Origin of the sequence: Devosia sp. WQ 349K1, from assembly GCF_016595685.1 — a bacterium.
In the GTDB taxonomy this organism is placed as follows: domain Bacteria; phylum Pseudomonadota; class Alphaproteobacteria; order Rhizobiales; family Devosiaceae; genus Devosia.
Window position 1 is genome coordinate 108,551 of the sequence record NZ_JAENGO010000005.1, and the last position, 21,319, is coordinate 129,869.

The window sequence follows — 21,319 nt, forward strand, 5'->3', positions numbered from 1 at the left end:
TATGGCGCGAATTCATCTCATGTCCGGTGTGGGCGAAAAGCTCGATCTGCCGGCAATCGCGAAAATTTCGTATGCAGACCTTGGCGATGCCCTCAGCAAAGGGGCAGCAGATTTTTGGGCTAAGCCCAGTCATTATCTGCTCTTGGCACTGATCTACCCGGTCATCGGCATTGTGCTGACCGTGTGGATGAATGGCTATCAGACCTGGCCCCTCCTTTATCCACTCATCGGCGGTTTCGCCCTTCTCGGTCCGGTAGCGGCGCTGCCGCTTTACGAAATCTCCAAGCAGCGCGAAGAGGGGCGGCGACCCAGTTGGCGAGATGCCTTCCGCGTCATGAGCTCACCTGCCATTGGCAGTATCGTCGTGGTTGGCGTCATGCTGCTCGTTCTGTTCACCCTCTGGCTCACTGCCGCGCAGTCGATCTACCAAGGCATTTTTGGCTCCGTCGCGCCGCGCACTTTAGATGGTCTGTTTGCGCAAGTCTTCGGCTCGCCGGACGGGATGAGCCTGCTGGTGATGGGCACGGGCGTGGGCGCGCTATTTGCTCTTGCGGTGCTGTGCACCAGTGTCATCGCCTTCCCGCTGCTCATTGATCGCGATGTCGGCGCCTATGTGGCCATTGAAACCTCTGTCCGCGCCGTCACGAAGAACATTGGACCAATGTTGGCTTGGGGGCTAATCGTTGGCGCGGCAGTGTTTATCGGCTCCGCCCTGCTGTTCGTTGGGCTTGCGGTGGTACTGCCTATTCTGGGCCACGCCACGTGGCACCTTTATCGCAAGCTGGTCCCACAGACCTCGCTCATTCGATAAAGCGATAAACGCACGGAAAACGGGTGCTCTGCCGGTTGGCAGAGTGCCGTGAATTGCCTAAGCTCGGCACTTCCGACTAGCGCCCCAATCTCCCGAGCTCATGGACCAAATTTCGCCAGACGCAACACTGAGCGCCGCATCTGGACTGACGCCCATGATGGCGCAGTTCTTTGAAATCAAATCGGCCAATCCGGGCTATTTGCTGTTCTATCGCATGGGCGATTTCTATGAGCTCTTCTTTGAAGACGCCGAGATCGCCAGTGCGGCGTTGGGCATCGTGCTCACCAAGCGCGGCAAGCATTTGGGCGAAGATATTTCCATGTGCGGCGTGCCGATCCACGCTGCCAATGATTATCTCAATAAGCTGATCCGGCTCGGACACCGCGTCGCCATTTGTGAGCAGATGGAAGACCCGGCAGAAGCCAAAAAGCGCGGCTCGAAGTCAGTGGTGAAGCGTGGCGTTGTTCGCCTTGTCACCCCTGGGACGCTGACCGAAGATGACCATCTCGACGCGCGGTCGGCCAATTATTTGGCAGCGCTCTCCATGGTCCGTCACGGCGACACCGACTTTGCACTGGCTTGGGCCGATATTTCAACCGGGGAAACCTTTGTTTCCGACCTGACGGCGGAACAGCTTTCGGACGAAATGGCCCGGATCGCTCCGGCCGAATTGCTCCTGACCGATGCGACGCGCGCTGCACTTGTCGAGCGGCATTTGTTCGCTCCGGCCTGGGCCGCGATTGCGTCTTCTCTGGCGCCAGAATTGGCTGACAGCGAAAACGCTTTTGCAGCACTGCGAAAAGTGTTTGATCCGTCGGTTTTTGATCCCTCTGCTTTGTCGCGTGCATCTCGCAGCGCCGTTGGCGCTTTGGTGGGTTATGCGCTGGAAAGCCAGAAGGGTCGCTCCACAGCGCTGCGCCCGCCGGTGAGTGGCGCCAATGAGCTGACCTTGAGCATCGATGCGGCGACCCGTTCCTCGCTCGAAATCCTGCAAACCCAACGCGGCCAGGCCAAGGGTTCTCTGCGCCAGAGTATTGATCTGACGGTCACCGCACCCGGCGCGCGTCTACTGTCCAATCGACTGGCCGCGCCGCTGAGCAAGTCTGAGCCCATCAATGAGCGTCTCGATGCAGTGGAGCGTCTGTTCGATGATACGCTCCTGCGGACGCGATTGCGTCAGGATTTGAAGGCTGCGCCCGATGTGGCGCGCGCGCTCTCGCGTTTGACACTGGAGCGCGGTGGTCCGCGCGATCTGGCCTCCATCGGCAAAGCCGTGTCGGCAGCGCTCGATGTGGCGGCGCAATTGGCCGCACATGATGACCTACCCCCGATCCTGTCGCGTTTGCAGGCCGTTCTCGGCGCTGCCCCGCGCGACATGGCGCTGAACCTTTCGCTAGCTCTCGACGATGATCTGCCACTGTTGGCGCGCGATGGCGGGTTTGTGCGGCCCCATTACGATCCGCGTCTCGATGAAGAACGGGCTCTGAGCCGCGAGACCCGCGAGGTTGTCGCCGCTCTGCAGGCGCGCCTCACGGACGAGACCGACGTCCGCTCGCTCAAGATCAAGCACAATGGCGTTCTGGGGTTCTTTGTTGAAGTCCCGGCCGCCCATGGTCAGAAATTGCTGGAGCCGCCGCATCGCGAGGTTTTCATCCATCGTCAGACCATGGCCAATGCCATGCGCTTTACCACGACGGAACTGGCAGAGCTTGAGGGCCGTATCTCGCAGGCGCAGGGTGCTGCGCTCGAAATCGAGCATGCGATTTTTGCGCATCTGCGTGAAAGCGTCTTGGGCCACACGACTGCTTTGCAGGATCTGGCCGATGCCTTGGCCGAACTGGACGTCACAGCGGCCCTGGCGGAAGTCTCGGCAACGCGCGGCTATCATCGTCCCTTGGTCGACGACAGCCTAGCCTTTGCTATTGAAGGCGGGCGCCATCCGGTTGTTGAACTGATGGTGAAGGCCGAAGGGCATAGCTTTGTCGCCAACAATGCCGATCTGTCTGGTTCGGAAGAAACAGGTGGCGGTGGTCTTTGGCTCGTCACTGGCCCGAATATGGGCGGTAAGTCGACTTTCCTCCGTCAAAACGCCCTGATCGCCATTCTCGCGCAGATGGGCTGCTTCGTTCCAGCGGATAGCGCCCATATCGGCGTCGTTGATCGCCTTTTCTCGCGTGTTGGCGCCTCTGACGATATTGCTCACGGCCGCTCGACCTTCATGGTCGAAATGGTTGAAACTGCCGCTATTCTTAATCGCGCGACCCGCCGTTCGCTGGTGGTGCTTGACGAAATTGGCCGTGGCACAGCGACCTTCGATGGTCTTTCCATCGCTTGGGCCGCCGTTGAGGCCTTGCATGAAACCACCGGTTGCCGCGCTCTGTTTGCCACCCATTTCCATGAGCTGACCTCTTTGGCCAAGACGCTCTCGCGTGTTGCCAATGTCACCATGAAGGTGCGTGAATGGGAGGGCGAAGTTGTCTTCCTGCACGAAGTTGGCCCCGGCGCTGCCGATCGATCCTATGGCATTCAGGTCGCCCGCCTTGCGGGTTTGCCTGAACCTGTCATCTATCGTGCTAAGCAAGTCCTAGACATACTTGAGAAACGATCCTCCGGTACGGCCTCTTCCAGCGACAAGGCGAGCGTGCTAGACGATTTGCCGCTCTTCGCGCATCAGCCTGTTCCGGTTCCAATCCGAACAGACGCGGTGCACGAGGCACTCGACGCGGTCCGGCCGGATGAAATGACCCCGCGCCAGGCTATAGAGGCTCTGTATCACTTGAAGAAACTCCGCGATGACGCTCGCCGAAACTGAGGCCCGGCCCAAAAAGCCACAGTTCGCGCTCAAAACCGCGCCGACCATTCTTGCCGAACTCGATAGTATCGTGGGCGACGAGGCCGCTGGCTCGCCCAAGGCTCGTGCGCTGGTTCTGGCCCATATTCGTCAGACGCTCCAGACCGCCCGCAAGGCTGCCGAGGTCGACCTAATCGCCACCGGCAAGGGGACGCGCTGTGCGCAAAACCTTTCGGCTGCGCAGGATGAGATTATCCGAGCGGTCTATTCCTTCGCAACAATGCGCGTTTATCCGGTCGATAACCCCTCTGGCGCTGAAGCCATCGCGCTCTCGGCTGTTGGCGGCTACGGCCGTGGCACGCTGGCGCCTGGTTCGGACATCGATCTGCTGTTTATCCTGCCCTATAAGCAAACCCCTTGGGGCGAGCAGGTCACAGAATATGTGCTCTACATGCTCTGGGATTTGGGCCAAAAAGTTGGCCACGCCGTGCGCTCGGTGGATGAGTGTATTCGCATGGCGCGCGCCGACATGACGGTGCGCACCGCGACGCTCGAATCCCGCTATGTGACCGGAGATAAAGAGCTGTTCTCGCAACTGGTCTCGCGTTTTGAAACCGAGATCATGCCGAAGACCGGCCCGGAATTCATCGCTGCCAAAATGGCCGAGCGCGATGAGCGCCACCGACAAATGGGCAATACTCGCTATGTGGTCGAGCCCAATATCAAAGACGGTAAAGGGGGCTTACGCGATCTCAATACCCTCTTCTGGATCGGCAAATATTTCTATCAGGTCAAAACCAGCCAGGAGCTGGTGGACAAAAAAGTTCTCAGCGCCGCGGAATACCGCCACTTCTCTCGCGCTGAAGATTTCCTTTGGGCAGTGCGCTGCCACCTTCACTACATCACCGGTCGCGCTGACGAAAAGCTGACCTTTGACGTGCAGCCCGATCTGGCGCGCCGCATGGGCTATGAGCAGCGCCTTGGCATGCTTGGGGTTGAGCGCTTTATGAAGCGCTATTTCCTTGTGGCCAAAGACGTCGGTGATCTCACCCGTATCATTTGCGCCAGCCTCGAATTCCATCACGTTAAAGACATGGACGTGGTTGGCCGCATGCTCTCGCCTTTCCGTAAGGGCAAGAGCAAGATCAAGGGCGAAGCCGATTTCGTCATCGACACCGGGCGTCTCAATATCGCTGCAGCCGATGTGTTTGAAAAAGACCCGGTCAATCTCATTCGCATGTTTATGGTCGCCGGGCGCGAGGAACTGCTGTTCCACCCTGACGCCATCAAGGTTATTCGCGACTCCCTCCATCTCATCGACAACAAGCTGCGCAATGATCAGAAGGCGAATGCCTTCTTCCTGACTGTTCTCACCAGCTCCACCTATGTCGAGCGGATGCTGCGGCAGATGAATGAGAGCGGCGTTCTGGGCAGGTTTGTGCCCGATTTCGGCAAGATCGTCGCCCTGATGCAGTTCAACATGTATCACCACTATACGGTGGATGAGCATTTGATCCGCTCGGTTGGGATTATGGCGGATATCGCCAATGGCGGTATGCGCACTGAATTGCCGCTGACTCATGAGTTGCTGCCGCAGCTCAACGACACCAAGCTGCTTTTTGTCGCGCTGTTCCTGCATGATATCGCCAAGGGCCGTCCGGAAGATCACTCCATCGCTGGTGCGCGGATCGCGAAAAAACTATGCCCACGCTTTGGCCTGACCCCAGCCGAAACAGATACCGTCGCTTGGCTGGTCGAAAACCATTTGGTGATGAGCGAGATTGCGCAGGCGCGCGATATTCAGGATCCTGAAACCGCCAAGGCATTTGCCGAAATCGTGCAATCGCCACAACGTCTGGCCCTGCTGATGATCCTTACAGCTTGCGATATTCGCGCTGTGGGTCCTGGCACGTGGACGGGTTGGAAAGGCTCGTTGCTGCGGGCGCTTTATTACGCGACCGAACCCCTACTGTCGGGCGGTCACTCACAGGTCAGTCAATCGGATCGCGTCAATCAGGCGAAATACGCCTTGAAAGAGGCGCTGTCGGCCTGGCCTGCTGAAGACGTCGACGCCTATATCGGTCGTCACTACGACCACTATTGGCTCCGTGCTGAACCAGAATTGCAGATCGAGCACGCGCGCATGATCCGCAATGCCGATCAGTCGGGTAACCCCTTTGCCGGGTCGATCCGGGTGAAGGCGTTTGAGAGTATCACCGAGGTGAGCTTTTATACGCCCGACCATCCGCGCCTGCTTTCGCTCATCGCGGGTGCCTGCACCATGCAGGATGCGTCGATTATTGGGGCGCAGATTTTCTCGACCCGTGACGGCCGCGCCATCGACACTTTCCGTCTTCGTCGTTCGTTCACCTCCGATGAGGACGAAAAGGTCCGCGCCACCCGAATTATCGATACGGTCAAGCAATTGCTGCAAGGCCAGCGTCAGGTGACCATCGATCTGGGCAAGGAAAGTCGCCACAACAAGCGCCTCAAACCTTTCGCCCTGCCCGCTCAGGTTTCGGTGTCCAATGCCATCTCGGAAAAGTTCACCGTTATTGAAGTGGCTGGGCTCGATCGCATTGGCCTGTTGTATGCCCTCACCCGCGAGATTTCCGATTTGAGCCTGACCATCGGGTCGGCTCATATCGGCACATATGGGGAAAAAGCGGTCGACGTTTTCTACGTCACGGACCTGACGGGCCAGAAGATTCACGTGAAACAGCGCCAGAAGAAAATCCACGATTCTCTTCTCGCCGTTTTCGAAACACCGGACGCGAAGAAGCCAAGTAATGGCTAAGCGTCGAGGACGCGCATGAGCCTATTTCGCAACTTCGTCTCTGTCGGTTCCATGACATTAATCTCGCGCGTGGCAGGCCTCGCGCGGGACATGTTGATGGCGGTGGTCTTGGGCGTTGGCCCGGCCGCCGACGCCTTTTACGCGGCCTTCCGCTTCCCCAATCTGTTCCGACGCTTATTTGCCGAAGGCGCGTTCAACACCGCCTTTGTGCCGATGTTCTCGGGCGCGCTTGAAACGCAAGGCAATGCCGGGGCCAAGGAACTGGCCTCGCGGATCATGAGCTGGCTGGTGGTGGCGCTGATCATCGTCACCGTTCTGGCCGAAATTTTCATGCCCCAGCTGATGGCGCTGTTTGTGCCGGGGTTTGTCGGCGATAAGGAAAAATTCGATCTGACGGTTTTGCTGACCCGGATCATGTTCCCCTATCTCGCCTGCATGTCGCTGATGGCGGCCTATAGCGCGATCCTGAATACGTTAAACCGCTATTTTGCTTCGGCTTTTGCGCCGGTTCTGCTCAATCTCGTCAATATCGCCGCCCTCATTCCGCTCGCCACATTCTTCGTCCAGGCGCCGCAACAGGCGACACTGTGGGTGGCACTTGCGACCATGCTCGGCGGCGTTGCCCAGCTTATTTTGGTGTGGGGCGCGATCCAGCGCACCGGCATGAAACCCAAGCTGCGCCTGCCGCGCTTTGATGCAGATGTGCGCCGGTTCTGGGTTCTAGCGGTTCCGGCGATCCTTGCTGGGGGCATTACCCAGATCAATATCTTCGTCGGCACTATCATCGCCTCTGGCGGTGAGAACACCATTTCGATCCTCAATTTCGCCGATCGGCTCTATCAGTTGCCGCTCGGAATCATTGGCATCGCCATTGGCACTGTGCTTTTGCCGGAATTGAGCCGCCACCTCAAAGGTGGTCGCGAAACTGAAGCGCGGGCCTCTCAAGACCAGGCCCTCTTTATCTCCATGCTGCTCACAATGCCGGCGGCCTTCGCGCTGGTCGCGCTGGGGGAGCCAATTGTCCGCGTGTTGTTTGAACGTGGGCAATTTGGTGCGATGGATACGCTCTATACCACTGAAGCGCTTATTGGTTTTGCTATCGGCCTGCCCGCCTTTGTGCTCATCCGCATCCTCCAGCCAGGGTTCTTTGCGCGCGAGGATACGGTCACACCGACCATGTTTGCGCTGGTGAGTGTGGGTCTCAATATCGGGATTTCGCTGCTCCTATTCCCTAGCTTAAAACACCTTGGCATCGCCTTGGCGACCAGTGTCTCCGCCTGGGCCAATGTGGCCTTAATGGGCGTCACATTGGCATATCGTGGGCACTTCAAGCTCAGTTGGGCCCAATGGCGTGGTCAAGTGTCGATCCTGCTGGTCAGTGCCATCATGGGTGGTGGCCTGTTCATTCTCGCCGACCAAGGTCGGGGCCTTCTGGCGACTGGCTCCCCCTTCTGGATACAGGCGGGTGTGCTCGCCATTTTGATCACGTTCGGTGTCGTGCTCTATTTCACACTCATACACATCACAGGCACACAACGCCTCGGTCAGCTTTTGCGACGGTTCAAACGTCGCTAATTGGTTTTCATCTTCTGTCGGGCCGTATAAAACGGTCCTCAAATTTCCCGTCTTGGGTTGAAGGACATCATGAATTTTAGCCCCCGCGTTTTTTCTGGCATCCAGCCTTCCGGTGATTTGCACTTGGGCAATTATCTCGGCGCCATTCGCCGTTTTGTGCCCCTGCAGCATACGCACGAAACCATCTATTGCGTGGTTGATATGCACGCCATCACGGTCTGGCAGGAGCCTGATGCGCTGCGCCGCGCGACGCGTGAAGTGGCCGCGGCTTTCATCGCTGCCGGTATCGACCCGAAGAAGTCGATCATTTTCAACCAGTCTCAGGTCGTTCAGCATGCTGAACTGGCTTGGATCTTTAACTGCGTCGCGCGCATCGGTTGGATGAACCGCATGACCCAGTTCAAGGATAAGGCCGGTAAGAATTCCGAAGCGGTCTCATTGGGCCTCCTCGCCTATCCTTCGCTCATGGCCGCAGACATTCTGCTCTATAAGGCGACGGAAGTGCCGGTTGGCGACGACCAGAAGCAGCACCTTGAGCTCACTCGCGACATCGCGGCAAAATTCAACAATGACTATGCCAAGTCCATTGCTGAGACCGGCGCGGCCAATGTTGATGGCGAATTCTTCCCCATTACCGAGCCGCTGATTGCCGGTCCTGCGACCCGCATTATGTCGCTGCGTGACGGCACCAAGAAGATGAGCAAGTCGGACCCGTCCGATCAGTCGCGCATCTCGCTGCTCGATGACGCCGATGCGATCTCGAAAAAGATCAAAAAGGCGACCACCGACCCGGCCGAGCTGCCGAGCGATGTCGAGGGCCTGGCGGGTCGTCCGGAAGCGGACAATCTCGTCGGCATCTATGCTGCACTCAGCGACAAGACCAAGGCCGAAGTGATTGCCGAATATGGCGGCGCCGGTTGGGGTAAGTTCAAGCCAGCTCTGGCCGAGCTCGCGGTTTCCGTTCTCGCTCCAATGAACAATGAAATGCGTCGTCTGCTCGACGATCCCGCGACCATTGATGCCATTCTGCGCGATGGTGGCGAACGCGCTGGCGCGATCGCTGAGGCGACCATGAAGGACGTCCGCAACATCGTTGGCTTTATCCGCTAATCGGAGGCGCTCATGGTCGCTGAAGTTGAGTACAAACGCAAATTTCTGGTTGTCATCGACGAGACGGAAGAATGCGAACGCGCGCTGACTTTCGCGGCCTATCGCGTCAAACGCACGGGCGGCACCGTGGTGCTCATGACCGTCATTCCCTCCCCCGAGTTTATCGGCTTGGGGGTGGAAGACGTTTTGCGCGCGGAAGCGGTGGAGCAAGCTGAGCGGAACCTCGACTTGCGTTTGGCGCGTATCCGCGAAATTGGCGATGTCCGTACGGAATCTGTGATCCGCGAGGGCAATGGCCCTGAGCAGATTGAAGAGGTCATCGCTCGCGATAAGGATATTGCTATCCTTGTGCTCGCGGCCTCCAACTCTTCAGATGGTCCGGGGCCATTGGCGACGCATTTTGCGGCGCGCGCCAATGTGCTCCCAATCCCACTGACTATCGTTCCCGGTCACATGACCGACGAGGAAGTGATCGCTGTGTGTTGAAGACTTAGGCGGCCTCGGCCGCCTTTTGTTTGCGCTTCAAGAACGGGTCATTGAGGAATGTCCCGAAGGGGAAGAACGAAGCAATGGTCGTTCGTGCCCATTCCACCGGCGTAAAGCCCTTGCCCCAAAGGCAGAACACCATAGCGACGATGTAGAGTACGAAGGCGAGGCCGTGAATGCGGCCAGCCGGGGAAATAAGGTCGGGATAGCCGAACCAGTATTTTGCTGGCATGGCGACGCAAAACAGCGCGAGGGTTGTAATACCCTCAAAGACGCCGATATATCTGAATAAGCGGATCATGTTATGTCTCTAGCGCTGCATGGTTGTCCGCGCAATCGTGACGCTCTGTCGCAAATGCAGCTTGCAAGACCCTTGCAATCGCCGCCGAAATAGCTATTTTAGAAGCATTCTAATTTACGAGCAGCCTCCATGTTCATCCAGACTGAAGCCACGCCGAACCCGGCAACTCTGAAGTTTTTGCCTGGGCGGGATGTGCTCACCGGTGAGCCACGCGATTTCCGCGACGCCGATGCCGCGACAGCCTCCCCGCTCGCGACCGGCCTGTTCGCAATCTCTGGCGTGACCGGCGTTTTCCTTGGTTCGGACTTTATCTCGGTCACCAAGGACGAAACCAATTGGGCCCATATCAAGCCGGCTATTCTTGGCGTGATCATGGATCATTTCCTGTCGGGCAAGCCGGTTATCGCTGAAGGCGTTGAAGCGCCGCTCAACTTCGACGAAGTCGAAGAGTTCTTCGAAGAAGAAGACAAGGAAATGGTCGAAGTCATCAAGGAATTGTTGGCGACCCGTGTCCGTCCTGCTGTGGCCATGGATGGCGGCGACATCATTTTTAAGGGCTACAAAGAAGGCACCGTGTTCCTGCATATGCAGGGCGCGTGCTCGGGTTGCCCTTCTTCCACGGCTACCCTAAAGAACGGCATTGAAAACCTCCTGCGCCACTTTGTTCCCGGCGTAGAGGCCGTTCAGCAGGTTTGATATTTCTTAGGGCTCAGTCCTGAGATAAACAATTAGCAGCAAGCCAGAAGCCCGATGAGTAATCGTCGGGCTTCTGGCTATCTGGTGCCCCAGCCAGACCCGATACAAGAGTTGAGTTCGCCCATGTCCACCACCGTCACCATCGAAACCCTCGGACAGCGGGGCGAAGGCGTCACCAGCATTGATGGCCAGCGTGTTTATGTGCCCTTCACCCTGCCGGGTGAAGAGGTTGTCATTGAGCACGAGGGGGAGCGCGGGCAGCTGCAAAACGTCACGACCGCTTCAGCTGATCGTATTGAACCCTTCTGCCCCTATTTCGGTGAGTGCGGGGGCTGCCAGATCCAGCATCTTTCGCCCGATGCTTATAAAGCCTTCAAAATTGGCTTGGTGGAGACAGCGCTCCAACACGCCGGTCTTGAGCACAAGGTTGAGGTTTTCCACATCGCGCATGGCGAGGGACGCCGTCGGGCGACGCTTCATGCCCGTAAGGATGCTGCTGGCTATATGCGCATTCGCTCGCATGAACTGCTCAACATCGAAAAATGTCCGATCCTTGTGCCTGCTCTCGTTCATGCTCCCAAGATCGCGCGGATTCTGGCGGCGTCTATCGGGGAATGCGATGTCAGCTTTACAGCGACCAGCACGGGCCTAGATGTGCACGTCCGCAAGGCCCCAAAGGGCTTGAAGTTGGAGACGCTCGTGCCATTGGCCGCCCAACTGCGTTTGGCGCGTCTCTCCATTGATGGCGACATGGTATCGGTGCGCCAGCAGCCAACGATCACGATGGGACGCTCGGAAGTTGATCTGCCGATTGGTAGCTTCCTCCAAGCGACTGCACAGGCCGAAGACGTTCTGGCCAGCTATGTGATCGCCGCAGTTGGCAAGTCCAAGTCCGTGGCCGACCTTTTCTGCGGGATTGGTCCATTTGCCCTGCGTCTGGCCGAAAAGGCGCCGGTTTACGCCGCCGATAGCGATAAGGCCGCAACCCTTGCGCTCGCAAAGGCCACACGATTCACCAAGGGGTTGAAGGCTGTCACCAGCAAGGTGCGAGATCTTTTCCGCGACCCACTTACCCAGTTCGAGCTCAACTTCGAAACAGTCGTTCTCGATCCGCCTCGGGCTGGTGCCGAAGCGCAGATCAAAGAGCTGGTAAAGTCGAAGGTGAAGAACGTGGTCATGGTCGCCTGCGATCCGAAAACTTTTGCTCGAGACGCAAAAACGCTTGTTCAGGCCGGGTTCATTCTCAGTGAGCTAATAGCAGTAGATCAGTTCGCTTGGTCCACTCACATTGAAGTCGCAGGAACCTTCCGTCGGTAAATTTAGCAACCGATAACGATGTACCCGCGTTTCTTCCATCAAGGGCTTGAACGAGACACGCACGTGCCTTCAATTAGGCGCGTTTTGATAAGGAGCATTACTTAATGATGCTGAAGACCATTATTGCCGCCGCTTCGTTCGCAGCTTTGTTTGCTGCGCCAACCTTTGCTCAGGACGCTTCGCCGAACGGGACCTGGGTTGATAAGTGGGGCACGAGCTTCACATTCAAGCTTTGCGGTAGTGGCACCGACCTGTGCGGTACGCTGAACGACATTCAGGGCGACTCGCGTACCCCTGAAAACCTGAAATTCGTGAATCAGCAGGTTGTGCAGGGTAAGCAGACTGGCCCGAACAAGTGGGAAGGCAATATCTCGCTCAACGGTGGTGGTGCAAAGGCCATTGTTGAACTTAAGAATGCCACCACCATCAAGCTCACCGGCTGTAAGGGCGGCATCTTCTGCTCCAGCATCGATTACATCAAACAGTAATCGATAGATGAATTTGAAAAGCCCCGGGAGACCGGGGCTTTTTTTGTTTAGCAGACAGTGGCAACGCGTTCCTTGATCACCTGAAGCACTTCGTCACCGTCGCGCTTCCACCAATTGTTTTGGCTGAAAATCTCCACCTCTTGCGGGCCGGAGAAACCTGCGTCCTCGATCATTTTGCGGATGCCAGGAAGGTCGATAACCCCATCGCCCATCATGCCGCGATCGAGCAAAAAGTCCGAGGTTGGATTGAGCCAATCGCAAATATGATGCGCGAAAATACGCTTCATCCGCCCTGCCCGCGCAATGGCTTTGGCCAGATTGGGGTCCCACCAGACGTGATAAACGTCGATTGCGACGCCAACCGTTTCGCCCAGCTGTTCGCAAATATCGAGCGCTTGGTCGATGGTGTTCACGCAGGCGCGGTCCGCAGCATACATAGGGTGCAGCGGCTCGATGGCGATCTTCACATTGGACGCTTTGGCGTGTGGCAGGATGGCGGCAATGCCGTCGGACACCTGCTTGCGGGCTTCAACGATATTGCGGCTGCCCTGCGGAATGCCACCGACAACTAACACAAGACAGTCTGCATTAAGCGCCGCGGCTTCGTCGATCGCGCGCAAATTGTCTTCAATATTGGCCTTTAGCCCTTCTGCGGTGAGGGCTGGGAACATGCCGCCACGGCAGACGCCCGTCACTTGCAGCTTGTTGTCCCGAACAATCCGCGCGGCTTCTTTGAGGCCAATGGCCTGGATTTGATCGCGCCACGGCGAGATGGCGGTAATTCCAGCCCGCAAGCACCCATCGACAGCTTCGGCAAAGCCCCACTGCTGGCGCGTTGTGGCAAAGTTAAGCGAGATGCCACGGTCGGTCATGCTGAAACTCCATTGACGGCGAGGAAGGCCTTCATGCGGCTCGTGGCGAGTTCTGGGTCGGCCAGCACGCGGGCCTTATCAGCAAGGCGGAACAGCTCGGCAAAGTGCTGGACGGAGCGGGTCGACTGCTGCCCGCCGACCATCTGAAAATGATCCTGCAATCCGTTGAGATAGGCGAGGAAGACGACGCCGGTTTTGTAAAAGCGGGTGGGCGCTGCAAAGATGTGACGGCTCAACGGGACCGTTGGCTCCAAAATGTCGAAAAACTCATTGGTATTGCCACGGCCCAAGGCCGCGAGACCGGCTGATGCTGCGGGGGCTATGGCATCAAAAATGCCAAGCAGGGCGTGCGAAAAACCTTGGTCGTCGCCAGCGATCAACTCGGCATAATTGAAATCGTCGCCCGTATACATTTTGACCTGGCTCGGCAGGCGGCGGCGCATGTCGATCTCTTTTTCTGCCGAGAGCAGAGAGATTTTGATGCCGTCGACCTTGTCGGCGTGAGCGGCGATCACATCGAGGCACACGTCCATGGCTTCGTCATGCGTGCCCTTGCCCCAATAGCCGAGCAAAGCTGGATCAAACATTTCACCCAGCCAATGCATGATCACCGGTTGCTTCACCTGGCTCAGGACATGACCATAAACGCGGGCATAGTCGTCTGGCGACTTGGCTGCAGCGGCGAGCGCGCGGCTGGCCATGAGGATGACGCGACCACCCTGCCCTTCAACGAAATCAACCTGTTCGTCATAGGCGCGCAGAATATCGTCAATGGTGACGTCCGGGCCGGGCGCGAGATGGTCGGTGCCGGCGCCATAAGCGATGAGACTGTCTGAGCGACTGCGGGCTTCCACCTGCGAGCGGCGGATCAGTTCCTGCGCTTCGGTCCAGGTGAGGCCCATACCACGCTGGGCAGTGTCCATGGCTTCGGCAACGCCGAGCCCAAGGTCCCACATGCGATGGCGGAACTTGAGCGTCGTGTCCCAATCAATTGCGGGGGTCAACCAAGGGTCAACAACTGCCAGCGGGTCGGCGACGACATGCGCTGCCGAATAGGCGATGCGCGGAAAGTCGCTGGCTTTGAATTTCACGAATGGGATCGGATCGCCCTTGAGCACATAGGGCGTAATCGAACGACCAGCATTGGGTAGGTTTAACTGTGGCATCGGCATCTCCTCAAGCCTTTGCAAACGCCCACCGCCGCCTCAAAACACGTTCGAGGCGGCGCCGGGAGGGTTGAGCGAAATTAGAATTCGAGCTTTGGCACATCGAGCCAGCGGCGCTCGGCCCAGCTCTTGAGGCCCAGTTCGGCCAGCTGCACGCCCTTGGCGCCGGCCTCAAGGCCGTATTCCCAAGGCGCGTCTTCGGCGACATGGCGCAGGAACATTTCCCACTGCGCCTTAAAGCCGTTGTCGGCTGGCCAGTTGTCCGGAACTTCTTCCCAATCGTTGAAGAAATTCATGGTCTGGGGCTGATCGGGGTTCCACACCGGCTTTGGCGTGTTGACGCGATGCTGGGTCCAGCACTTGTGGAGGCCAGCAACGGCGGAGCCGTGAGTACCATCGACGTGGAAGGTCACGAGATCGTCGCGACGGACGCGCGTGGTCCAGCTCGAATTGATCTGGGCAATGATGCCGCCTTCGAGCTCAAAGGTGGCGTAGGCAGCGTCGTCGGTATCGCAGTCGAAAGTATTGCCCTGCTCGTCGACGCGCTTTGGAATATGGGTCGCACCCAGGCAGGAGACGGCCTTCACTTCACCGAAGAGATTGTCCATCACATAGCGCCAGTGGCACAGCATATCGAGGATGATGCCGCCACCGTCGTTCTTGCGATAGTTCCAGCTTGGGCGCTGCGCCTTCTGCCAGTCGCCTTCAAACACCCAATAGCCGAACTCGCCACGCACCGAGAGAATGTCGCCGAAGAAACCGCTGTCGCGGAGCATTTTAAGCTTCATCAGCCCGGGCAGGAACAGCTTGTCCTGCACTACGCCGTGCTTGAGGCCAGAGGCGCGGGCAGTTTTGGCCAGGTTGACCGCGACTTCGAGATCGTCCGATGTCGGCTTTTCGCAATAGACATGCTTACCAGCGGCAAGCGCCTGTTCGATCAGGCCGGCGCGCATCAGCGTCGTGCCAGCGTCGAAGAAAATCTCGTCGTCCTTATTGGCCAGTGCGGCCTCAAGATCGTCGCTCCAGCGGGCGATATTGTGCTTCTTCGCCAGCGCTCCGATCTTGTCGCGATTGCGACCAACGATGATCGGATCGACTACGAGGCGGTCGCCATTGGCAAGGCTGATGCCGCCTTGATCCCGTATGGCCAGAATAGAGCGCACCAGATGCTGGTTATAGCCCATGCGCCCCGTGACGCCGTGCATGATAATGCCTACCCGCCGAACCGCCATCAAAACCTCCTCAGGATCGCGCTGTGTAACTGTGTAGTTACTTAGGCGAGGAGAATGACGGCCGTCAAGCGGGTTTGCGTAGGCATAAAGTGGTGAGGCTAGAGGCCCACCACCATTTTTACGCCCATCAGACCGAGAAAGATCAGGATCATTCGGTCAAAGGCCTTACGACTCAGTTTCCCAGCAACGCGCTGTCCGAGGGGCATGAAGATGGCGATCGGGATCAGCGCCAGAAGCGCTTCCAGCATCCAATCTGGCTTCATAATGCCGGAGATGAATAGCGCGGGGAGGTGGATAAGTCCGAGTAGTAGGAACATGGCCGAGACGGCATAAACATGCACGCGCCGGTCCAACCCCATGGCATGGATAAAGGTCACGCCAACGGGTGCCGAAATGCCGGTTGCGCCTTGCAATATGCCCGTGCCAACGCCGGTGAAGGGTGCCAGTTTTTGCGCCACAGTGGGGGCAATGGAGAAGTGCGGGTTCTTAATTTTGAGAACAAAATAGACCAGCAGCACAATGCCAAGGCTGAAGATCAAATAGCGCTCTGGAAGATTGCCCAAGAGCCATGTGCCGAAACCAACGCCGACGGCGCAGGTCACCAAAAACATCGGCATAAACTGCAAGCGCACGTCCTTGGCGCCATCACGAAATTGCCAGACCTGAGCAATATTGGTAACGATCTGCACCACGGCCATAATGCCCACAGCATGTTGCAAACCAAAGGCCGAGGTCAAAACCGGCAATGCGATCAGGGGCAGCCCCATACCTGTTGCGCCCTTCACAAAAGCGCCCGCTGCCAAAGCCAAGCCCAAGATGGCCAAGCGTTCCAATTCCATGATTGCCCCGAAGAGATGTGTTCGTCCGCGCCACCATACCAAGGCGGACTTTCGCCAAGCAATTACCGCATGGCGTGATCCTCTAATAGGCCAGAGTAAGCGCTCACTAAATCACTGATCGGTTACTTCTGGCTTGACACATAGTTTTTACGCACCCAATCTGCCCGGGTGAGCACCAGAATACTGGGCTCCAACGGGAGGAGTTTTAGGATGAAGCAGTCACTGCTGCGCGTCGTCCTCGCGTCGAGCACTGCTGTGTTCGCGCTGGGCGCAACTATGGCCATAGGTCAGGAATGGAAGCCTGATCGTCCAATCAATCTCATCGTACCGTGGGGCGCTGGTGGGTCGACCGATCAGGTGACCCGTGTCACCGCGCCGATCCTTGCTGAAGCCCTGGGTGTTGAAGTCGTCGTCGTCAACCAACCTGGCGCATCCGGTGCCATTGGCACGCAGGAAGTGCTCAACGCTGAGCGCGACGGCTACACCTGGACTGCCAATGCGATCGCCAACAACGCCACCTATTCGGTGACGGGGCTTTTGGAAAACACCAATATTGACGACTGGCACATCTATCTCTCCGTTGCCAACGTGCCGGTAGTCTCGGTGCCGATGGACAGCCAGTTCAAGGATTTCGGCGAACTTTTGGCGGCGTTCCAGTCGGACGCTGGTAGCGGCATTTCCGTGGCGACAGCCGGTATCACCTCATCTGGAGGCACAGCCATCGGCGCGCTTTCGGGTGCGGCGGGCGGCTTTGACTACAACATGATCACCTATGATGGTGGCGGCCCAGCTGCGATTGCAACAGCCGCTGGCGAAGCCATGGTCACCACCCAACTTGCCGTTGAGCAAACCGAGCTGATCCGCGGTGGTCGTCTGAAAGCTCTGGCCGTGTTGTCCAATCAGCCGCTTGTTATTGAAGGCGCTGAGCCGATCCCACCGATCACAAACTGGCTTCCAGACATGGAGTTGGCGCCGGATTACTTCGGTATTTTCGTGCCAAAGGGCGTGCCGGCCGAGGTTGTAGCCACACTCGACAAGATTTGGGCTGAAAAGGTCTCAACATCTGAAGCGGTAAAAACCTACGCTGAAACCTTCGGTGCCGTTTTCGCTCCATCTTATGGCGAAGAAGCGCGCGCTCTGGCGATGCCGGTTGTGATTCTTGAGGCCTGCGATTCAGTTGGTCGCGGCGAAGCGGTCAACGATCCGTCCACCATTGGCATCGATTGCGAAACCCGCACTGAGATGGCCAAGAACTGACACTAACCAACCAACCGCTGGCTTTTCTGAAAGCTAGCGGTTGGCTCGATGTTGGTGGGGCCGTACCAAACTTTAGGCACATAAAATGACCCTCTCTGCTCAGCACGAGGATGCTGCGCGCATACGCGCCGATCTTATCACTGCGATTATTCTGATCGCACTCGGCCTTGCCGTTACGTATCTGTCTTGGACCATGGATCGGCTCGCCGTGCGCCGTATTCACCCAGCAACGATACCGGGTCTCGTGCCCTTCGTGCTCGGCGTTGCCCTGACCCTGTGTGGGTCCCTGCTCGCCTTTCGGTCATGGAAGCTCGATACCAAGGCTGGCGGGGTAGCGCTGCTGAACCTGCTGCTTTCGTGGCAAACTATTCGCGTTGTCACCGTGGCCGCTCTCGCCTTGGTTTACACATTGGGACTCGTGGGCCGCATGCCGTTCTGGCTGGCGTCGGCGCTCTTTGTGTTCGCCTTTATCGTCTTGTTTGAAACCGTACTGGCAGATCGACCCGCGAACCTCGTGCGGACACTGATCTGGGCACTGGTGGTCGCGCTCGTTGCAGGCGTGGGCGTCAACTATGTGTTCGGCCAGATTTTTCTGGTTCGGCTGCCTTAGGAGACGGCTTCCATGTTTGACGGACTTATTCTCTTAGGCCAGGGCGTGGCGCATTTCATAACCCCCTCCGGCCTTTTCAATGTGGCGTGGGCCACACTGCTCGGTCTGACCATCGGTATTTTGCCCGGCCTTACGGCCACCATGGGCGTCGCGCTCTTGGTGACGCTCACCTATAAAATGGCGCCAGACCAGGCCATTCTCACCCTGATGTGCGTCTATTTGGGTGCCATCTATGGGGGCAGCCGTACTGCCATTCTGCTCAATATCCCCGGCACACCGGCCAATGCGGCCGCGACGCTCGATGGTCATCCTCTGGCCAAGCAGGGCAAGGCAGGTCTTGCCATGGGCCTTGCGACGACCTCCTCCACTTTGGGAACTTTGGTCGGCATTTTCTTTCTCGCCATTATTGCTCCGGTGCTTTCCGAAGCGGCGCTGAAATTTGGCTCCTATGAGTTTTTCTGGCTTGCCCTCTTCGGTGTGGTTGTATCGGGTCAGATGACGGGCTCAGATACGCCGCTCAAGGGCTACATCGCCGGGATCATTGGCCTGTTGGTAGCCATGATCGGCATGGAAACGCTGCATGCGCATCAGCGCTTTACCTTTGGCATACCGGCGCTTGGTGGCGGCATTGATTTGATCCCTGCCATGGTTGGCGCCTTTGGCTTGGCCGAAATTCTCTCCACCATGAAGCGCACAGCCATCGCCAATATCGCCCCCGTGAATGATCGTGTCGTGCCGACCTTCCGCGAGATTTTCCAATATTGGAAAACCATTATTCGCTCCGGCATCATTGGCACCTTTGTTGGTATCATCCCGGGTGTCGGTGAGGACGTGGGCGCTTGGAGTTCCTATGCAGCGGCCAAAAAGCTGTCCAAGAACCCCGAAGAGTTCGGCAAGGGCAGTCAAGAAGGGCTGATCGCGGCAGAAACCGGCGACAATGCCGTAGTGTCGGCCTCGATGATCCCGACACTTACTCTGGCCCTGCCCGGCTCTGCTGCGGCCGCCGTGCTCATCGCAGCCATGATGATCCACGGCATCCGCCCTGGCCCCATGCTGATGATCGAGAATGCGCCCTTCCTCTATCAGGTCGTGGGCATGCTGCTGTTGGCAACGCTCGCCAATTTGATCTTCGGCCTGTCGCTGACCAAGGTCTTCATTAAGGTCCTTTCGGTCCCACGCGAACGGCTCATGGCGGTCATCTATGTGCTCTGCGTTATTGGCTCTTTTGCCATCACTCAGCGCATGTTCGACGTCTACGTTATGTTGGTCTTTGGCATTGTTGGCTTCTTCCTTCGGGAGATGAAATACCCAATGGCGCCACTGGTTTTGGGCATCGTGCTCGGCGATCTCTTAGACCTGAACCTGCGTCGCGGCTTGGCGCTTACCAATGGCGACCCAACGCCCTTCTTTACCCGGCCGATCAGCGCTGTTATCTGCCTGATCATTGTCTTCACCATTCTGATGTCCATTCCGGCGGTAAATCGACGTGTCCGATCCCTCTTCGCCCGCAATCGTGGAGCCGTCCCAGCCAAAAGCTGAGACGTCAAAACGCCCAAGGAATTCGGTAAAGACCAAAGCCTCCATTCTGGCAGCAGCCAGAGTGGAGTTTGCCGATCGGGGCTTTGAGGGCGCGCGCGTCGATGCCATCGCCGAGCGGGCTGAGGCCAATAAGCGGCTGCTCTATCATTATTTCGGCAATAAAGAGGAGCTCTACCGGGCCGTCCTCTTGGAAGCCTATACCGAGATCCGCGCGGGTGAGAGGGCCCTGTCCTTGGGGCGCTATGACCCGGTGGAAGCTATGGACCGCCTTGTGCGGTTCACCTTCCGTCACTTTCTGGCGAACCCATGGTTTCCGCGCCTCTTGGGCACGGAAAACATCGAGAACGCGCGGTTCCTCAAGACCCTGCCCGATATCAAGGCGCTGCACTCGCCGCTGGTCGGGCAAATCGCCGAGATTATCGAGCGTGGCGCCGAAGCGGGGCTGTTCCGCCGCGATGTCGATCCGGTGCAGCTTTATATTTCCGTGGCGGCGCTCGGCTTCTTCTATGTGTCGAACACGGCCACCCTATCGGTGATCTTTGAACGCGATCTCTCAAGCGTTGCTATGGTCCAGGAGCGCGAGGCGCACGCCGTGCAAATGGTTCTCGACTTTTTGAAAACCAAATCGCGGCACGGCTAAATAGCAAAAAGGGCAGAGGTTTCTCCCTGCCCTTACTCATGCCGTTCAGCCCTTAAAGGTCGACGTCATCGTCCTGACCGAGCGCTTCAATATCGGCTGCGGCGCGACGCAAAATCTCAGCGGCGCGTAACTGCACGTCGTCCGAACCAGTGCGGGCCTTTTTAATCGCCTGCTTAACCGCTTTGCGCGCCGCATCCAGTTCCGGCACCACGTCATGCATAGGCCGGTCGTCTGGCGCCCAAGCGGGGTGTGACGGCGTTGCTTCCGGCTCCCCTTTGCCACCAAAAGGCCAATCGGCGGCAACAAAATCGCGGAACTTGTTCACCTGCTCGCCCGTCCGCGCCAGAAACTCTAGCGTGGCGGCCACTGCCTCGCGATTGTCTTCCAAATGCGCGCGGCCTTCGTCGGTAATGGCATAAAGCTTCTTGTTGCCGTCAACGCTTGAGGTCGCGAAGCCCGCCTCCTCAAGATAGGTCAGCGCCGGGTACACAATGCCGGGGCTCGGCGAATAGACGCCATTTGACGCTTCTTCTACGGCTTTGATCAGATCATAACCGTGGCGCGGCTGCTGCTCGATGAAAAAGAGCGCCACGAGGCGTAAGTCACCCGAGGCCAGCATTTTGCCGACGCGGGCCTTGCCACCCCATTCGCCGAAATCGACGCCAGCAGCACGCTGCATACGGCCCCAGCTGCGACGCGCCAATTGGTCTACAGTGCTCCAGTCAAAATCACGAAAATCGCGAGATGCCATGATATGTCTCCAAGATATATCTTAACGCCCTTGAACAAGAG

At 57.8% G+C, this 21,319-nt stretch carries 19 protein-coding genes; 13 read left to right on the forward strand and 6 right to left on the reverse strand.

Annotated elements, in window-relative coordinates:
* Position 1: 1 nt before the first annotated feature.
* The 6 genes from JHL21_RS11205 to JHL21_RS11230 all read left to right on the forward strand — a co-directional run bounded on the left by JHL21_RS11205 (position 2) and on the right by JHL21_RS11230 (position 9,570).
* On the forward strand, positions 2-811 hold the full coding sequence (locus JHL21_RS11205; protein ID WP_200213523.1) for a DUF2189 domain-containing protein: 810 nt from the start codon (positions 2-4) through the stop codon (positions 809-811).
* Positions 812-911: 100 nt separating this feature from the next.
* Positions 912-3,623 carry a DNA mismatch repair protein MutS gene (mutS, locus tag JHL21_RS11210; protein ID WP_254082027.1) on the forward strand — a complete coding sequence of 904 codons (2,712 nt, stop codon included), beginning with the start codon at positions 912-914 and terminating at the stop codon, positions 3,621-3,623.
* On the forward strand, positions 3,604-6,399 hold the full coding sequence (locus JHL21_RS11215; RefSeq protein WP_200213524.1) for a [protein-PII] uridylyltransferase: 2,796 nt from the start codon (positions 3,604-3,606) through the stop codon (positions 6,397-6,399). The genes mutS and JHL21_RS11215 overlap by 20 nt, the downstream gene beginning before the upstream one ends.
* A gap of 15 nt (positions 6,400-6,414) precedes the next feature.
* Complete coding sequence (murJ, locus tag JHL21_RS11220) at positions 6,415-7,974, forward strand: murein biosynthesis integral membrane protein MurJ (RefSeq protein WP_200213526.1); 1,560 nt, start codon at positions 6,415-6,417, stop codon at positions 7,972-7,974.
* A gap of 69 nt (positions 7,975-8,043) precedes the next feature.
* Positions 8,044-9,084, forward strand: a complete 1,041-nt coding sequence (gene trpS / locus JHL21_RS11225) for a tryptophan--tRNA ligase (RefSeq protein ID WP_169194390.1) — start codon at positions 8,044-8,046, stop codon at positions 9,082-9,084.
* Between the two features lie 12 nt (positions 9,085-9,096).
* The gene (locus tag JHL21_RS11230; RefSeq protein ID WP_169194389.1) at positions 9,097-9,570 is read left to right on the forward strand and encodes a universal stress protein; all 474 of its coding nucleotides are present in this window, start codon (positions 9,097-9,099) and stop codon (positions 9,568-9,570) included.
* A 4-nt stretch (positions 9,571-9,574) separates the two neighbouring features.
* Here the strand turns inward: JHL21_RS11230 and JHL21_RS11235 are convergent, their stop codons facing one another.
* Positions 9,575-9,871 carry a DUF3817 domain-containing protein gene (locus tag JHL21_RS11235; protein ID WP_169194388.1) on the reverse strand — a complete coding sequence of 99 codons (297 nt, stop codon included), beginning with the start codon at positions 9,869-9,871 and terminating at the stop codon, positions 9,575-9,577.
* A gap of 129 nt (positions 9,872-10,000) precedes the next feature.
* Between JHL21_RS11235 and JHL21_RS11240 the strand changes: the two genes are divergently transcribed.
* The 3 genes from JHL21_RS11240 to JHL21_RS11250 all read left to right on the forward strand — a co-directional run bounded on the left by JHL21_RS11240 (position 10,001) and on the right by JHL21_RS11250 (position 12,372).
* Positions 10,001-10,567 carry a NifU family protein gene (locus tag JHL21_RS11240; protein WP_169194387.1) on the forward strand — a complete coding sequence of 189 codons (567 nt, stop codon included), beginning with the start codon at positions 10,001-10,003 and terminating at the stop codon, positions 10,565-10,567.
* A 54-nt stretch (positions 10,568-10,621) separates the two neighbouring features.
* The gene (locus JHL21_RS11245) at positions 10,622-11,884 is read left to right on the forward strand and encodes a class I SAM-dependent RNA methyltransferase (RefSeq protein ID WP_254082028.1); all 1,263 of its coding nucleotides are present in this window, start codon (positions 10,622-10,624) and stop codon (positions 11,882-11,884) included.
* 104 nt (positions 11,885-11,988) lie between these two features.
* Positions 11,989-12,372 carry a hypothetical protein gene (locus JHL21_RS11250; RefSeq protein WP_169194386.1) on the forward strand — a complete coding sequence of 128 codons (384 nt, stop codon included), beginning with the start codon at positions 11,989-11,991 and terminating at the stop codon, positions 12,370-12,372.
* A 47-nt stretch (positions 12,373-12,419) separates the two neighbouring features.
* Here JHL21_RS11250 and JHL21_RS11255 read toward each other — a convergent pair whose 3' ends face one another.
* The 4 genes from JHL21_RS11255 to JHL21_RS11270 all read right to left on the reverse strand — a co-directional run bounded on the left by JHL21_RS11255 (position 12,420) and on the right by JHL21_RS11270 (position 16,481).
* Positions 12,420-13,244 carry a sugar phosphate isomerase/epimerase gene (locus tag JHL21_RS11255; protein ID WP_200213528.1) on the reverse strand — a complete coding sequence of 275 codons (825 nt, stop codon included), beginning with the start codon at positions 13,242-13,244 and terminating at the stop codon, positions 12,420-12,422.
* Positions 13,241-14,410 carry a dihydrodipicolinate synthase family protein gene (locus JHL21_RS11260; RefSeq protein WP_200213529.1) on the reverse strand — a complete coding sequence of 390 codons (1,170 nt, stop codon included), beginning with the start codon at positions 14,408-14,410 and terminating at the stop codon, positions 13,241-13,243. Before JHL21_RS11260 ends, JHL21_RS11255 begins: the two co-directional genes overlap by 4 nt.
* Before the next feature lie 80 nt (positions 14,411-14,490).
* Positions 14,491-15,642: a Gfo/Idh/MocA family protein gene (locus JHL21_RS11265; protein WP_200213531.1), complete on the reverse strand. Its 1,152-nt coding sequence runs from the start codon at positions 15,640-15,642 to the stop codon at positions 14,491-14,493.
* A gap of 98 nt (positions 15,643-15,740) precedes the next feature.
* A complete protein-coding gene (locus JHL21_RS11270; protein WP_200213533.1) occupies positions 15,741-16,481 on the reverse strand; it encodes a sulfite exporter TauE/SafE family protein in 741 nt (246 codons plus the stop codon).
* Positions 16,482-16,691: 210 nt separating this feature from the next.
* Between JHL21_RS11270 and JHL21_RS11275 the strand changes: the two genes are divergently transcribed.
* The 4 genes from JHL21_RS11275 to JHL21_RS11290 all read left to right on the forward strand — a co-directional run bounded on the left by JHL21_RS11275 (position 16,692) and on the right by JHL21_RS11290 (position 20,527).
* Positions 16,692-17,738 (forward strand): tripartite tricarboxylate transporter substrate binding protein, encoded by a 1,047-nt coding sequence (locus JHL21_RS11275; protein ID WP_182394586.1) that lies wholly within the window; start codon positions 16,692-16,694, stop codon positions 17,736-17,738.
* 85 nt (positions 17,739-17,823) lie between these two features.
* The gene (locus tag JHL21_RS11280) at positions 17,824-18,348 is read left to right on the forward strand and encodes a tripartite tricarboxylate transporter TctB family protein (protein WP_169194380.1); all 525 of its coding nucleotides are present in this window, start codon (positions 17,824-17,826) and stop codon (positions 18,346-18,348) included.
* Between the two features lie 12 nt (positions 18,349-18,360).
* Positions 18,361-19,887 (forward strand): tripartite tricarboxylate transporter permease, encoded by a 1,527-nt coding sequence (locus tag JHL21_RS11285; RefSeq protein ID WP_169194379.1) that lies wholly within the window; start codon positions 18,361-18,363, stop codon positions 19,885-19,887.
* On the forward strand, positions 19,862-20,527 hold the full coding sequence (locus JHL21_RS11290) for a TetR/AcrR family transcriptional regulator (RefSeq protein ID WP_349236515.1): 666 nt from the start codon (positions 19,862-19,864) through the stop codon (positions 20,525-20,527). The genes JHL21_RS11285 and JHL21_RS11290 overlap by 26 nt, the downstream gene beginning before the upstream one ends.
* Positions 20,528-20,579: 52 nt before the next feature.
* Here JHL21_RS11290 and JHL21_RS11295 read toward each other — a convergent pair whose 3' ends face one another.
* The gene (locus tag JHL21_RS11295) at positions 20,580-21,278 is read right to left on the reverse strand and encodes a PadR family transcriptional regulator (RefSeq protein ID WP_254082029.1); all 699 of its coding nucleotides are present in this window, start codon (positions 21,276-21,278) and stop codon (positions 20,580-20,582) included.
* Positions 21,279-21,319 lie beyond the last annotated feature (41 nt).